Source organism: Janthinobacterium sp. CG3 (genome assembly GCF_000344615.1).
Lineage (GTDB): Bacteria > Pseudomonadota > Gammaproteobacteria > Burkholderiales > Burkholderiaceae_D > Janthinobacterium.
Genome location: NZ_KB467824.1, coordinates 3809767 through 3823008 on the forward strand (window position 1 = coordinate 3809767; position 13242 = coordinate 3823008).

Annotated in this window: 13 protein-coding genes, 2 tRNA genes, 1 rRNA gene and 1 other annotated feature; of the genes, 10 read left to right on the forward strand and 6 right to left on the reverse strand. The window is 61.8% G+C overall.

Annotated features, from left to right (window positions below; all coding sequences use genetic code 11):
• Window positions 1–179 (reverse strand) — a sequence feature (23S ribosomal RNA rRNA prediction is too short).
• A 305-nt stretch (window positions 180–484) separates the two neighbouring features.
• The 4 genes from JANGC3_RS0116810 to JANGC3_RS0116825 all read right to left on the reverse strand — a co-directional run bounded on the left by JANGC3_RS0116810 (window position 485) and on the right by JANGC3_RS0116825 (window position 3467).
• Window positions 485–560 (reverse strand) — tRNA-Ala (locus JANGC3_RS0116810).
• 11 nt (window positions 561–571) lie between these two features.
• Window positions 572–648, reverse strand: a tRNA-Ile gene (locus tag JANGC3_RS0116815).
• A 98-nt stretch (window positions 649–746) separates the two neighbouring features.
• Window positions 747–2279 (reverse strand): 16S ribosomal RNA (locus tag JANGC3_RS0116820).
• 411 nt (window positions 2280–2690) lie between these two features.
• Window positions 2691–3467 carry an enoyl-CoA hydratase gene (locus JANGC3_RS0116825; RefSeq protein ID WP_017877658.1) on the reverse strand — a complete coding sequence of 259 codons (777 nt, stop codon included), beginning with the start codon at window positions 3465–3467 and terminating at the stop codon, window positions 2691–2693.
• Between the two features lie 280 nt (window positions 3468–3747).
• On the opposite strand from JANGC3_RS0116825, the gene JANGC3_RS0116830 reads away from it, so the two are divergent.
• The gene (locus tag JANGC3_RS0116830) at window positions 3748–4185 is read left to right on the forward strand and encodes a universal stress protein (protein ID WP_017877659.1); all 438 of its coding nucleotides are present in this window, start codon (window positions 3748–3750) and stop codon (window positions 4183–4185) included.
• Window positions 4186–4279: 94 nt separating this feature from the next.
• Here the strand turns inward: JANGC3_RS0116830 and mltA are convergent, their stop codons facing one another.
• The gene (gene mltA, locus JANGC3_RS0116835; protein WP_051068320.1) at window positions 4280–5503 is read right to left on the reverse strand and encodes a murein transglycosylase A; all 1224 of its coding nucleotides are present in this window, start codon (window positions 5501–5503) and stop codon (window positions 4280–4282) included.
• A gap of 10 nt (window positions 5504–5513) precedes the next feature.
• Between mltA and JANGC3_RS33305 the strand changes: the two genes are divergently transcribed.
• On the forward strand, window positions 5514–5660 hold the full coding sequence (locus JANGC3_RS33305) for a hypothetical protein (protein ID WP_198292034.1): 147 nt from the start codon (window positions 5514–5516) through the stop codon (window positions 5658–5660).
• 60 nt (window positions 5661–5720) lie between these two features.
• Here JANGC3_RS33305 and apaG read toward each other — a convergent pair whose 3' ends face one another.
• Window positions 5721–6095 carry a Co2+/Mg2+ efflux protein ApaG gene (gene apaG / locus JANGC3_RS0116845; protein ID WP_017877662.1) on the reverse strand — a complete coding sequence of 125 codons (375 nt, stop codon included), beginning with the start codon at window positions 6093–6095 and terminating at the stop codon, window positions 5721–5723.
• Between the two features lie 274 nt (window positions 6096–6369).
• Here apaG and rpe point away from each other — a divergent pair, with 274 nt between their 5' ends.
• From rpe to JANGC3_RS29495, 8 genes are all read left to right on the forward strand, one after another.
• The gene (gene rpe / locus JANGC3_RS0116850; RefSeq protein WP_017877663.1) at window positions 6370–7035 is read left to right on the forward strand and encodes a ribulose-phosphate 3-epimerase; all 666 of its coding nucleotides are present in this window, start codon (window positions 6370–6372) and stop codon (window positions 7033–7035) included.
• A 1-nt stretch (window position 7036) separates the two neighbouring features.
• Window positions 7037–7741, forward strand: coding sequence for a phosphoglycolate phosphatase (locus tag JANGC3_RS0116855; RefSeq protein WP_017877664.1), 705 nt, complete (start codon window positions 7037–7039; stop codon window positions 7739–7741).
• 191 nt (window positions 7742–7932) lie between these two features.
• Window positions 7933–9429 (forward strand): anthranilate synthase component I, encoded by a 1497-nt coding sequence (trpE, locus tag JANGC3_RS0116860; RefSeq protein WP_026133098.1) that lies wholly within the window; start codon window positions 7933–7935, stop codon window positions 9427–9429.
• Between the two features lies 1 nt (window position 9430).
• Window positions 9431–9994, forward strand: a complete 564-nt coding sequence (locus JANGC3_RS0116865) for an anthranilate synthase component II (RefSeq protein WP_017877666.1) — start codon at window positions 9431–9433, stop codon at window positions 9992–9994.
• A 93-nt stretch (window positions 9995–10087) separates the two neighbouring features.
• The gene (trpD, locus tag JANGC3_RS0116870) at window positions 10088–11125 is read left to right on the forward strand and encodes an anthranilate phosphoribosyltransferase (RefSeq protein WP_017877667.1); all 1038 of its coding nucleotides are present in this window, start codon (window positions 10088–10090) and stop codon (window positions 11123–11125) included.
• Window positions 11126–11239: 114 nt separating this feature from the next.
• Window positions 11240–11869: a LysE family translocator gene (locus JANGC3_RS0116875; RefSeq protein ID WP_017877668.1), complete on the forward strand. Its 630-nt coding sequence runs from the start codon at window positions 11240–11242 to the stop codon at window positions 11867–11869.
• Window positions 11870–11902: 33 nt separating this feature from the next.
• Complete coding sequence (trpC, locus tag JANGC3_RS0116880; RefSeq protein WP_017877669.1) at window positions 11903–12703, forward strand: indole-3-glycerol phosphate synthase TrpC; 801 nt, start codon at window positions 11903–11905, stop codon at window positions 12701–12703.
• Window positions 12704–12740: 37 nt separating this feature from the next.
• Window positions 12741–13235 (forward strand): hypothetical protein, encoded by a 495-nt coding sequence (locus tag JANGC3_RS29495; RefSeq protein WP_157406689.1) that lies wholly within the window; start codon window positions 12741–12743, stop codon window positions 13233–13235.
• Window positions 13236–13242 lie beyond the last annotated feature (7 nt).

Below are 13242 nucleotides of genomic sequence, written 5' to 3' on the forward strand. Positions count from 1 at the left end.
GGTTGATTTATTTTCCTGCAGCTACTTAGATGTTTCAGTTCGCCGCGTTCGCCTTGCATACCTATGTATTCAGTATGCAATACCCTAAAAAGGTGGGTTTCCCCATTCGGAAATCTGCGGATCAAAGCGTGTTTGCTCGCTCCCCGCAGCTTATCGCAAGCTACTACGTCCTTCATCGCCTGTAATCGCCAAGGCATCCACCATGTGCACTTATTCGCTTGTCCCTATAACGTTAGCCTCTCGCCGCTTGCGCGCCGAAAGAAACGGTACAAAGATAAGAAAGTACAGCGTTGCCAGATTCAATTGCTTGAATCATGTTTGTTGATAATACAATCACTACCCATGACCGGCATTCCTGCCGGTCAAATAAAACTTTACTTCTTCCAAATTGTTAAAGAACGAAACAGCCAATAATCTTTGAAAGACCAAACCTAAATCCCGGCGCCGTTTGCGCTGATTTACGTTTGAACTTTCACGGCAGTGATGGTGGAGGATGACGGGATCGAACCGACGACCCCCTGCTTGCAAAGCAGGTGCTCTCCCAGCTGAGCTAATCCCCCTGTGGTATTGCTGGTAGGGCTGGTTGGACTCGAACCAACGACCCCCGCGTTATCAACACGGTGCTCTAACCAGCTGAGCTACAGCCCCGACAAGGTGTACCAGTACTGCTACTGTTTCTTCAATTTCAACAGTCGATAAATGTGGACATTTAATGAGTGAACATTCTCAGTTCGGTGCAACTCTAGAAAGGAGGTGATCCAGCCGCACCTTCCGATACGGCTACCTTGTTACGACTTCACCCCAGTCACGAATCCTACCGTGGTAAGCGCCCTCCTTGCGGTTAAGCTACCTACTTCTGGTAAAACCCGCTCCCATGGTGTGACGGGCGGTGTGTACAAGACCCGGGAACGTATTCACCGCGACATGCTGATCCGCGATTACTAGCGATTCCAACTTCATGCAGTCGAGTTGCAGACTACAATCCGGACTACGATACACTTTCTGCGATTAGCTCCCCCTCGCGGGTTGGCGGCGCTCTGTATGTACCATTGTATGACGTGTGAAGCCCTACCCATAAGGGCCATGAGGACTTGACGTCATCCCCACCTTCCTCCGGTTTGTCACCGGCAGTCTCATTAGAGTGCCCTTTCGTAGCAACTAATGACAAGGGTTGCGCTCGTTGCGGGACTTAACCCAACATCTCACGACACGAGCTGACGACAGCCATGCAGCACCTGTGTACTGGTTCCCTTTCGGGCACCCCCTGATCTCTCAAGGGTTCCAGCCATGTCAAGGGTAGGTAAGGTTTTTCGCGTTGCATCGAATTAATCCACATCATCCACCGCTTGTGCGGGTCCCCGTCAATTCCTTTGAGTTTTAATCTTGCGACCGTACTCCCCAGGCGGTCTACTTCACGCGTTAGCTGCGTTACCAAGTTAATTAAAACCCGACAACTAGTAGACATCGTTTAGGGCGTGGACTACCAGGGTATCTAATCCTGTTTGCTCCCCACGCTTTCGTGCATGAGCGTCAGTCTTGACCCAGGGGGCTGCCTTCGCCATCGGTGTTCCTCCACATATCTACGCATTTCACTGCTACACGTGGAATTCTACCCCCCTCTGCCAAACTCTAGCCTTGCAGTCTCCATCGCAATTCCCAGGTTGAGCCCGGGGATTTCACGACAGACTTACAAAACCGCCTGCGCACGCTTTACGCCCAGTAATTCCGATTAACGCTTGCACCCTACGTATTACCGCGGCTGCTGGCACGTAGTTAGCCGGTGCTTATTCTTCAGGTACCGTCATTAGTGATCTGTATTAGAAACCACCGTTTCTTCCCTGACAAAAGAGCTTTACAACCCGAAGGCCTTCTTCACTCACGCGGCATTGCTGGATCAGGCTTTCGCCCATTGTCCAAAATTCCCCACTGCTGCCTCCCGTAGGAGTCTGGACCGTGTCTCAGTTCCAGTGTGGCTGGTCGTCCTCTCAGACCAGCTACTGATCGATGCCTTGGTAGGCTTTTACCCTACCAACTAGCTAATCAGATATCGGCCGCTCCACGAGCATGAGGTTCTTGCGAATCCCCCACTTTCATCCTTAGATCGTATGCGGTATTAGCGTAACTTTCGCTACGTTATCCCCCACTCTAGGGTACGTTCCGATATATTACTCACCCGTTCGCCACTCGCCACCAGAGCAAGCTCCGTGCTGCCGTTCGACTTGCATGTGTAAGGCATGCCGCCAGCGTTCAATCTGAGCCAGGATCAAACTCTTCAGTTTAATCTCTGTTTAATGACATTGCTGTCAGGTCGAAGGCTTTTTAGGGCCTCCGAATTCATGCCACTGGCATGAATTCGCTCACTCAAAATACTGACAGGCCATTCTTGCGAATGTCCTATATTTATTCTTTCGTGAGCATTTGATAATTTAAGTATGCGGCGAACCGAAGTCCGCCGGCACCTTCATCAAATGCCCACATTTATCGACTGTTAATTGTTAAAGAACTTGTTTTGTAGTGCCTTCTGCGTCACCGACAAAGCGTTTTGTTTGTCGTCAGCAGAGAAGGAAGAGTATGCAGCGTTTCGCTTGTGTCGTCAACCCCCTGATTTTCCTGCAACGCCGTTTCCGGCGCTCCCCGTTGCGCTGCAACTACTTGATTTCGCTACTGTTTCAGCGGGGAGGCGAATCATATCAAAGTCCGTCGAACTTTGGCAAGCGCTTTTCCAAGAAAGCGTGCATGCCCTCTTTTTGGGCCGGCGTGCCGAACGCCGCGTGGAACAAACGACGTTCGTAGGCAACGCCTTCGGTCAGCGTGGTTTCGAAGGCGCGGTTGACGGCGTCCTTGATCATCATCGCCACCGAAGTTGGCATGGCGGCGATGGTCGCGGCCGCAGCCAGCGCTTCTTCCATCAGCTTGTCGGCGGGAACAACGCGCGACACCAGGCCGATGCGCTCCGCTTCGGCGGCGTCGATGGTACGGGCCGTCAGCAGCAAGTCCATGGCCTTGCCTTTTCCGATGGTACGCGGCAGGCGCTGGGTGCCGCCGGCGCCCGGGGTGACGCCGACCTTGATTTCAGGCTGGCCGAATTTGGCGTTGTCGCCGGCGATGATGAAGTCGCACATCATCGCCAGTTCGCAGCCGCCGCCCAAGGCGTAGCCGGCGACGGCGCCGATGACCGGCTTGCGCACGCGCAGGATGTGTTCCCAGTTGCGCGTGATGTAGTTGTCTTTAAAGGTGTCCGGATAGGTGTAGTCGGCCATCGCCGCGATGTCAGCGCCCGCGGCGAACGCTTTCTCGCTGCCGGTCAGGACGATGCAGCCGATGCTGGCGTCGGCGTCGAACTTGTGTAGGGCCTCGCCCAGCTCGTTCATCATGCGTTCGTTCAGCGCGTTGAGCGCTTTCGGGCGGTTCAGGCGAATCAGCGCTACTTTGTCGTGAATTTCGATAATCAGATCTTCGTATTGCATAAGGCTCTCCTATGGGTGGAACACGGTAGCGGCGATTGTAGCGTTTTATCCCCCTTCCGCGAGTATATGCAATTACTCACAGCCGTTCGCGGTGCTGGTAACGGCCTGGGGGCGATGCCGCTTGCCTCGCCGCTGCATACCGTGCGCGCCTGAATCGGCGCGGCAGCCTACACTCGGACATCAGGCAGCAAGAGGCTGGATTTGCTCGGCTTTGATATACATCAAGGTTTTTTCGCCTCACTTCCATAAGCTGGCTTGTGTACATCAACCGGAGAATTCCATGTTCAACACTATCCTACTGCCTACCGACGGCTCCGCATTATCAGAAAAGGCCACCGTCACGGCGATCCGGTTTGCGCAGCTGAATAACGCCAAGATCATCGGCATCAGCGTGGTGCAGCCGTTTCCATTTTCGCCGATGAGCGACGGTGGCGCCGTCTTCGACGCCGGCCAGTACGAACGCGAGATGCACGAGACGGCGCAGCGCAACCTCGACAAGGTCGGCGTTGCCGCGCGCGAAGCCCAGGTGCCGTTCGAGGGCGTGGTGAGCCTGTCGGCCAGTCCGTACGAGGAAATCGTCGCGACTGCGGAGAAGTATCAATGCGACATTATTATGATGGCCTCGCACGGCCGCAAGGGCTTGAATAAGCTGTTTCTCGGCAGCGAAACGCAGAAGGTACTGGCGCATACGACGCTGCCGGTGATGGTGTTGCGCTAGGACCGAGGTTTTCATCGGGTTAGCCCAAGGGCCGTTACCCGACAATGTTGGCTTAAAGCAGCGCCTCTCGCGGCTTGCAGGCGCTGGCTTTTTCTTAGCGTTTTGGCGCTTGCTTTGGCAGTAGCACCCACACCATGCCGCTCTGCTTCATGCGGCCGGCGTTTTCCGCCGCTTCGGCGCCGAAGCCGAAGAAGTAGTCGACCCGGATCGCGCCGCGGATGGCGCCGCCGGTGTCTTGCGCCATCACCAGGCGCTGCATCGGGATGTCGCTGTTCGCTTGCGTGGTCGACAGGAACAGCGGCGCGCCCAGCGGCAGGAAGGTGGCGTCGACCGCCACCGAACGCTGCGGCGTCAGCGGCACGCCGAAGGCGCCCTTCGGCCCCACTTTCGGGTCCGGCAGGCGCTCCTCCTTGAAGAACACATAGCTGGGATTGGCGTTGAACAATTCCTGCTGGCGCGTAGGATGGCCGGCGATCCAGGCTTTGATGCCCTGCGCCGAGGCTTGGTCCGCCGTCAGCTCGCCCTTCTCCACCAGGTATTTGCCGATCGACTTGTACGGGTGGCCGTTCTGGTCGGCGTAGGCAACGCGCACCGTTTCCTGCGCGTCGGCCAGTTGCACCCGACCCGAACCCTGCACCTGCAGGAAGAACGCTTCGACCGGATCTTCGACCCACATCAATTCCTTGCCCGTCACCTCGGTGGCGCGTTCGATCTCGGCGCGGGTTGCGTAGGGCAGCACTTTTTTGCCGACCAGGCGGCCGCGCAGGCGCATCCCCTTCAACTCCGGGTAGACGCTGGCCAGGTCGACGCTGACCATGTCTTCCGGCACCTTATATAGCGGCGTCTGGTACGGCCCGCCGCGCTTGCGCGCGCCGTGCAGCAAGGGTTCGTAATAACCGGTGACCAGGCCGCTGTTGGCCCCGTCCGCCGCCAGCACCTGGTGCGGCACGAAAAAGGTTTCGAAGAACAGGCGGATGGCGCGTTCCTCGCCGGCGTTGACCTGGCGCGCGATGGTGCACGCCTCCTTCCAGTCGGCGCGCTTGACCAGCACGCCGCACGAGGCCATGAACGCCGGCCACGCCGCGCGCATGTCGTCGCGGCTCCAGCCCGGCAAGGCGGCGAAACCGACCGGCACGAACTGCGGCGCCGGCGCGGCGCTGGCGACGGCCGGCGCGGCGGCGGGCTTGGCCGGCTCCGGCTTGACGATTGGCGCGGGAATGTGCACCGGCGCGGGCGGCACCGGCGTGCTGGTGCAGGCGGCCAGGGAAAGCGCGACGGCGCCCATCGAAACGAGTAAACTACTGCGTGAAAATGACATGGGGAATGATATGTGGCTATTAATGTTGGAAGCGGTGTTTGCGTTTTTCTTGCTGGTCTTCATCGTCTGGTGGACCATGTATTCGGGCCGCAAGCCGAACCGTCCAGCGCAGAAAAAGCAATTACCCGAGCACAAGCCCGGCGACAACATCGAGTGACAGAAGTGAAGATGCAATAGGCGGGCGGCCGCGATGCGGGCCGCCCCGGGCCGGCAGTAATCAATGCAGGGTGCGCGGCAGCGACAGCACAAATTCCGGAATCTTGGCCTCGAACTGGTGGCCGTCTTCGGCGACGCAGAAATACTCCCCGACCATTGATCCCTGCGGCGTGGCCAGCGCGGTGCCGCTGGTGTACTCGAACTGCTCGCCCGGTTGCAGCAAGGGCTGGTGGCCGACCACGCCCAGGCCGCGCACCTCGTCGATGTGGTTGTTGGCGTCCGTGATGACCCAGTGGCGCGAGATCAGCTGCGCGCCGACCGTCCCGCTATTCTTGATCGTGATCGAATAGGTGAACACGAAACTGGTGCGGTCGGGGTCCGACTGTTCCGGCAGATATTGCGTGCGGACGGAAACAGTAAATTCATAAGAAGCCATCGAAATTCCTCAAGTAAGCTGTGCCAGCCCGCCGATGCGGGCATGTGACATTGTCAATGACCTGCCATTGCACCCCAAAACGCGGCCGGGCGCAAGGTGTCGCCGGCAAATAGACGCAAGCCGGGGCGACGCCAACGCGCAACCAGCGGGCTGAAAGCGGGCGGCAATCGGGCTAAAAGCGGGCTGCAAGCGGCGATTAAAACAGGTATAGCCGGAGCGCAACACCGCCGCCGGGCGTAAAATAGCGCATCTTTCACCTAGCCCGCCCCTGACCATGCCTACATACCGCATCGCCCCCAGCATCCTGTCCGCCGATTTCGCCCGTTTAGGCGAAGAAGTGCGCAACGTCGTCACCGCCGGCGCAGACATCATACATTTTGACGTCATGGACAACCATTACGTTCCCAACCTAACCATCGGACCTTTGGTTTGCCAGGCCATTCGTCCACATGTGCAAGTGCCGATCGACGTCCACCTGATGGTCAAACCGGTCGACCGCCTGATTCCGGACTTCGCCAAGGCCGGCGCCAACATCATCACCTTCCATCCGGAAGCGTCGGAGCACCTGGACCGCTCGCTGCAATTGATCCGCGACAACGGCTGCAAGGCCGGCCTGGTCTTCAACCCGGGCACGCCGCTGCACTTCCTCGACCACGTGATGGACAAGATCGACATCATCCTGATCATGTCGGTCAACCCGGGCTTCGGCGGCCAGTCCTTCATCCCGGAAGCGCTGACGAAAATCGCCCTGGCGCGCCGCATGATCGACGAATCGGGCCGCGACATCATGCTCGAAGTCGACGGCGGCATTAAAATCGACAACATCGCCGCCGCCGCCGCGGCCGGCGCCGACACCTTCGTCGCCGGTTCGGCCATCTTCGGCCAGCCCGACTACAAGGCGGTGATCGACGCCATGCGCGCGCAACTGGCGAGCGTCTAAGATGACGGCGGCCAACGTTCTGGGCGGCGTGCGCGCCGCCATCATCGACCTGGACGGCACGATGCTCGACACCGTGCCCGACTTCCACGTCGCCATCAACCAGATGCGCGCCGAGTTCGACCTGGCGCCGATGACGGCCGAACGCATCACGCTGATGGTCGGCAAGGGCTCGGAAAACCTGGTCCGCACCGTGCTGGCGCTCGACTTCGACGAGGCCGGCGTGGCAACGCGCTTCGCCACGGCGATGGACGCCTACCAGCGCCACTACCTGGCCGTCAACGGCGACTTCAGCGTGTTGTACCCGGACGTGCTGGCCGGCTTGGACGCGCTCAAGGCGGCCGGCCTGCGCCTGGCCTGCGTCACCAACAAGCCGATCGCCTTCGCCCTGCCCCTGCTGCGACAAAAAGGCCTGGCCGGCTACTTTGAGATCGTCTACGGCGGCGACTCGCTGGCGCGCAAGAAACCGGACCCGCTACCGCTGACGCAAGTGTGCGCCGACTTCGACCTGGCGCCGGCGCAAGTGGTGGCCATCGGCGACTCGTCAAACGACGCGCAGGCCGCGCGGGCTGCGGGTTGCCCGGTGTTGACGGTGCCCTACGGGTACAATCACGGACACTCTATACATGAAACCGATTCAGATGGTATAGTTGACACGCTGCTTGTAGCCGCTCACTTAATTAGTCTGCACAACCAACCCGCACACTGACCACACACAACATGTTTCTCGACAAAAAACACAATGTTACCCAAACCGGCTCGATTGAGGCCTGGCTTTGGCGACGCTGGCAATCCTGGGCTAAGTAACCCCGTTTTGATTGCTGTCGGCTGCCCACGCGCATCCGGCAGGTTTTTTGCAAACCCACCGCCACACGCAAACCTGGCGGCATGGAGAGAAACATGACCGAACTCGAATTCAAATCGTTGGCCAATGAAGGCTTCAACCGCGTCCCGCTGATCGCCGAGGCGTTCGCCGACCTCGAAACCCCGCTGACGCTCTACCTGAAGCTGGCGCAGACCCAGAACGGCGGCAAGAACACCTTCCTGCTTGAATCGGTGGTCGGCGGCGAGCGCTTCGGCCGCTTTTCCTTCATCGGCCTGCCCGCCACGACGGTGCTGCGCAGCTTCGGCAGCCACACTGAAATCGTCAAGAACGGCGCCGTCATCGAGAGCCACGACGGCAACCCGCTCGACTTCATCGAACAGTACCAGGCCCGCTTCAAGGTGGCGCTGCGCCCCGGCATGCCGCGCTTTTGCGGCGGCCTGGCCGGCTACTTCGGCTACGACACCGTGCGCCACATCGAGAAGAAACTGGCCGACAGCATGCCCAAGGACGACCTGGGCCTGCCGGACATCCAGTTGATGGTGACCGAGGAACTGGCGGTGATCGACAACCTGTCGGGCAAGCTGTACTTGATCGTCTACGCCGACACCACCCAGCCGGAGTCGTTCTCGAAGGCGCGCCAGCGCCTGAAGGACCTGCGCATGATGCTGCGCCGCGGCGTCGACGCGCCGGTGACGTCGAGCTCGGTGCGCACCGAGACCATGCGCGACTTCAGCAAGGAGGACTATTTGAAGGCGGTCGCCAAGGCCCACGAATACGTGATGGCGGGCGACCTGATGCAGGTGCAAATCGGCCAGCGCCTGCGCAAGCCCTACGTCGACTCGCCGCTGACGCTGTACCGCGCGCTGCGCTCGCTGAACCCGTCGCCGTATATGTACTTCTACAATTTCGGCGACATGCAGATCATCGGCGCCTCGCCGGAGATCCTGGTGCGCAACGAGACGGCCGCCGACGGCGGCAAGAAAGTGACGCTGCGCCCGATCGCCGGCACCCGTCCGCGCGGCGCCACGCCGGAGCGCGACGCCGAGCTGTCGGCGGAGCTGCTGGCCGATCCGAAGGAAATCGCCGAACACGTGATGCTGATCGACCTGGCCCGCAACGACCTCGGACGCATTTCCGAAATCGGCAGCGTGAAGGTGACCGACCGCCTGGTGATTGAAAAATACTCGCACGTCCAGCACATCGTCTCGAACGTCGAGGGCGCCCTGAAAAAAGGCCTGTCGAACCTGGACGTGCTGCGCGCCACCTTCCCGGCCGGCACCCTGACGGGCGCGCCGAAAGTGCGCGCGATGGAAGTCATCGACGAGCTGGAGCTGACCAAGCGCGGCATCTACGGCGGCGCCTGCGGCTACCTGTCGTTCGGCGGCGAAATGGACGTGGCGATCGCCATCCGCACCGGCGTGATCAAGGACGGCATGCTGTACGTGCAGGCCGCGGCCGGCATCGTCGCCGACTCGATCCCCGAAATGGAATGGCAGGAAACCGAAAACAAGGCGCGCGCCGTGCTGCGCGCCGCCGAACAAGTGCAAGACGGCCTGGATGGGGAGTTCTAAGATGCTGCTGATGATCGACAACTACGACTCCTTCACCTACAACCTGGTGCAGTATTTCGGCGAGCTGGGCGAAGACGTGCGCACGGTGCGCAACGACGAGATCACGCTGGCCGGGATCGAAGCGCTGCAACCGGACCGCATCTGCATCTCGCCGGGACCGAAAACCCCGGCGCAGGCCGGCGTCTCGGTGCCCATCCTGACGCATTTCGCCGGCAAGCTGCCGATCCTCGGCGTCTGCCTGGGCCACCAGGCCATCGGCGCCGCCTTCGGCGGCCAGGTGATCCGCGCCAAGCAGGTTATGCACGGCAAAACCTCGGCGATCGCCCACACCGGCGTCGGCGTCTTCAAGGGCTTGCCGAGCCCCTTCACGGTGATCCGCTACCACTCGCTGGCGATCGAACGCTCGACGCTGCCGGCCTGCCTGGAAGTGACCGCCTGGACCGACGACGGCGAAATCATGGGCGTGCGCCACAAGGAGTTCGACATCGAGGGCGTGCAGTTCCACCCCGAGTCTATCCTGTCGGAACACGGCCACGCGCTGCTGAAGAACTTCCTGACGCGCTGAGCGGGAGGCCGCCGCGCGCCAATGGCGCGCGCGCCGCGCCGGCCCGTCTACTCCGCTCGTCTCTCCTGCGCCATCACTGAAGAAGGAAGCACCATGCCGATCACCCATCAAGAAGCGCTGCTGCGCTGCATCGAACACCGCGAAATCTTCCACGACGAAATGCTGCACCTGTTCCGCCAGATCATGTCGGGCGACATGTCGCCGACCATGATCGCGGCCCTGACCATGGGCCTGCGCGTGAAGAAGGAAACCATCGGCGAAATCGCCGCCGCCGCGCAGGTGATGCGCGAATTCGCCACCAAGGTGCCGATGGCCGACACCACCAACCTGCTCGACATCGTCGGCACCGGCGGCGACGGCGCCAACACCTTCAACATCTCGACCGCCTCGATGTTCGTCGCCGCCGCCGCCGGCGCGCGCGTGGCCAAGCACGGCGGGCGCAGCGTCTCGTCCTCGTCCGGCAGCGCCGACGTGCTCGAATCGCTGGGCGCCAACATCAATCTGGCGCCCGAGCAGATCGCCCAGTCGATCGCCCAAACCGGCATCGGCTTCATGTTCGCGCCGAACCACCACGCCGCCATGAAGCACGCCGCGCCGGTGCGCCGCGAGCTGGGCGTGCGGACCATTTTCAACATCCTCGGACCGCTAACCAACCCGGCCGGCGCGCCCAACATCCTGATGGGCGTGTTCCACGCCGACCTGGTCGGCATCCAGGTGCGGGTGCTGCAACGCCTCGGCGCGCAGCACGCCGTGGTGGTCTGGGGCCGCGATAATATGGACGAGGTCTCGCTCGGTTCGGCCACCATGGTGGGCGAACTGGTGAACGGCGAAATCCGCGAATACGAGATCCACCCGGAAGACTTCGGCCTGCAGATGACCGCCAGCCGCAACCTGAAGGTGGCGGGCGCGGCCGAGTCGAAGGAAAAATTGATGGCGGCGCTGACCGGCGTGCCGGGCGCGGCCTACGACATCGTCGCGCTGAACGCCGGCACGGCGCTGTACGCGGCCGGCGTCGCCGGCTCGATCGAAGACGGCCTGGCGAAGGCGCGCGCGGTGATCCTGTCCGGCGCGGCCAAGGCCAAGCTGGAACAGTTCGTGCAAGTGACGCAGCAACTGGGCGCGCAGGCATAAGCGCCGCCGCAAAACAAAACCCGCGCCGCAAACGGGGTCAGACCCCCGGGGCCTGGCCCCGGCTCTTCGCCCTTGGTTTCAAACGCGTCCCGGCCCCCTAAACGAAAGCGCACCATGTTCGGCATCCACGACCTCACCCTGTTCATCGTCTCCGGCCTGCTGCTCAACGTCATGCCCGGCCCCGACTCGCTGTTGATCATGGCGCGCAGCGCGACCCAGGGCTGGCGCGCCGGCTCGGCCGCCGCGCTCGGCATCGGCGCCGGCACGATGGTGCACGTGCTGGCCGCGGCAATCGGCCTGTCGGCGCTGCTGGCGACGTCGGCCGCCGCCTTCACCGCCGTCAAATGGATAGGCGCCGCCTACATCGTCTACGTCGGCATCGCGCTGTTGCGCAGCAAACCGGCCCGGGCCGCGGCAGCGGCGCCGGCGCCACTGCCGTACCGGAAGATCTTTTTCCAAGGCTTCCTGACCAACGTGCTCAATCCCAAAGTGGCGATATTTTTCCTCGCCTTCGTGCCGCAGTTTATCGCCGCCGACGCGCCCAACAAGGCGCTGGCGTTCATTGTGCTGGGCTGCATTTTCAACGTTAACGGCATGCTGTGGTGCCACGCGCTGGCCCTGTTCACCGCGTTCGCCAGCACCCGCCTGCAGCTCAAGCCGCGCGTGACGGCGTGGCTCGGCCGCGCCGCCGGCGGCCTGTTCATCGCGCTCGGCCTGAAGCTGGCGCTGTCGAAGCCCAACTGACGCCCCCCTTCCCCTCATCACTTGGAACCCGCCATGTCCGACATCCTCAACCAAATCCTGGCCGTCAAAGCCGACGAAGTCGCCGCGGCGAAAAAATACCGCAGCTTGGCCAGCCTGCGCGGCGACGTCGAGGCCGACGCCGAACTGCGCCAGGACCTGCGCGGCTTCGAAGCCAGCCTGCGCCAGAAAATCGGCGCCGGCGCCGCCGCCGTCATCGCCGAAGTGAAAAAGGCGTCGCCGTCGAAGGGCGTGCTGCGCGCCGACTTCCGTCCGGCCGACATCGCCGCCAGCTATGCCGACAACGGCGCGGCCTGCCTGTCGGTGCTGACCGACGTACAGTTCTTCCAGGGCGCCACAGACTACCTGAAGCAGGCCCGCGCCGCCTGCGCCATTCCAGTGCTGCGCAAGGACTTCATGGTCGACATGTACCAGGTCTACCAAGCGCGGGCGATGGGCGCCGACTGCATCTTGCTGATCGTCGCGGCGCTCGACCACGGCCTGATGGCCGAGCTGGAAGCCTGCGCCCACGAGCTGGGCATGGACGTGCTGATCGAAGCGCACGACGGCGCCGAGCTGGACGCGGCGCTCAAACTCAAGAGCGCGCTGGTCGGCATCAACAACCGCAACCTGCGCACCTTCGAGACGTCGCTGCAGACCACCATCGACCTGCTGCCGCGCATTCCTGCGGAAAAGCTCATCATTACCGAATCTGGTATTCTGGTCGGCGAGGACGTGCAACGGATGCGCGACGCCAACGTGCACGCCTTCCTGGTGGGCGAGGCGTTCATGCGCGCGCCCGACCCCGGCGCCGAGCTGCGCCGATTGTTCAGTTAGGCTCCTTAGCCCAAGAGGTAACGCCATGGCCCGCCCAGTGACATCCACTCTCGTATCGGTATCGCTGGGGCTGCTGTCGCTGCTCCTGAGCGGCTGCCAGAAAACCCCGCCGCGCACCCCGCCGACGCCCAGCGTGGCCGAGATGGCGGCGCCGCCGGCGCCCGCCGCCGCACCCAAGCCGCCGGCGCCGATGAACAACATCGACGACTACAAGATGCTGGTGGCCCAGCAAATCCTCGACGCCAACCCCGGCATCACCTTCAGCGGCCAACTGCCGCCGATGCTGCCGGCCATCGTGGTCGTCGACATCAGCGTCGACCGCGACGGCGAATTGCGCAGCGTCGAAGTGAAACGCTCGCGCAACAAGGAAGCGTCGAAGGTCGCGCTGGCGGCGGTGAAACGGGTCGGCGCGCCGTTCCCGAAGCCGCTGCACCTGCTCAAGCGCAACCACAAGACGCTCGACTTTTCCGAAACCTTCCTGTTTAACGAGCGCTTCCACTTCCAGCTGCGAAGCCTGGCCGGACCGCAATAAGCGCTGG

Excerpts from the sequence above, each read along its gene's own strand:
- JANGC3_RS33305 (WP_198292034.1), top strand. The coding sequence starts at position 5,514 with ATGTGGCTATTAATGTTGGAAGCGGTGTTTGCGTTTTTCTTGCTGGTC.
- trpC (WP_017877669.1), top strand. The coding sequence starts at position 11,903 with ATGTCCGACATCCTCAACCAAATCCTGGCCGTCAAAGCCGACGAAGTC.
- trpE (WP_026133098.1), top strand. The coding sequence starts at position 7,933 with ATGACCGAACTCGAATTCAAATCGTTGGCCAATGAAGGCTTCAACCGC.
- apaG (WP_017877662.1), bottom strand. The coding sequence starts at position 6,095 with ATGGCTTCTTATGAATTTACTGTTTCCGTCCGCACGCAATATCTGCCG.
- JANGC3_RS0116865 (WP_017877666.1), top strand. The coding sequence starts at position 9,431 with ATGCTGCTGATGATCGACAACTACGACTCCTTCACCTACAACCTGGTG.
- JANGC3_RS0116825 (WP_017877658.1), bottom strand. The coding sequence starts at position 3,467 with ATGCAATACGAAGATCTGATTATCGAAATTCACGACAAAGTAGCGCTG.
- trpD (WP_017877667.1), top strand. The coding sequence starts at position 10,088 with ATGCCGATCACCCATCAAGAAGCGCTGCTGCGCTGCATCGAACACCGC.
- rpe (WP_017877663.1), top strand. The coding sequence starts at position 6,370 with ATGCCTACATACCGCATCGCCCCCAGCATCCTGTCCGCCGATTTCGCC.
- JANGC3_RS0116875 (WP_017877668.1), top strand. The coding sequence starts at position 11,240 with ATGTTCGGCATCCACGACCTCACCCTGTTCATCGTCTCCGGCCTGCTG.
- JANGC3_RS0116855 (WP_017877664.1), top strand. The coding sequence starts at position 7,037 with ATGACGGCGGCCAACGTTCTGGGCGGCGTGCGCGCCGCCATCATCGAC.
- mltA (WP_051068320.1), bottom strand. The coding sequence starts at position 5,503 with ATGTCATTTTCACGCAGTAGTTTACTCGTTTCGATGGGCGCCGTCGCG.
- JANGC3_RS0116830 (WP_017877659.1), top strand. The coding sequence starts at position 3,748 with ATGTTCAACACTATCCTACTGCCTACCGACGGCTCCGCATTATCAGAA.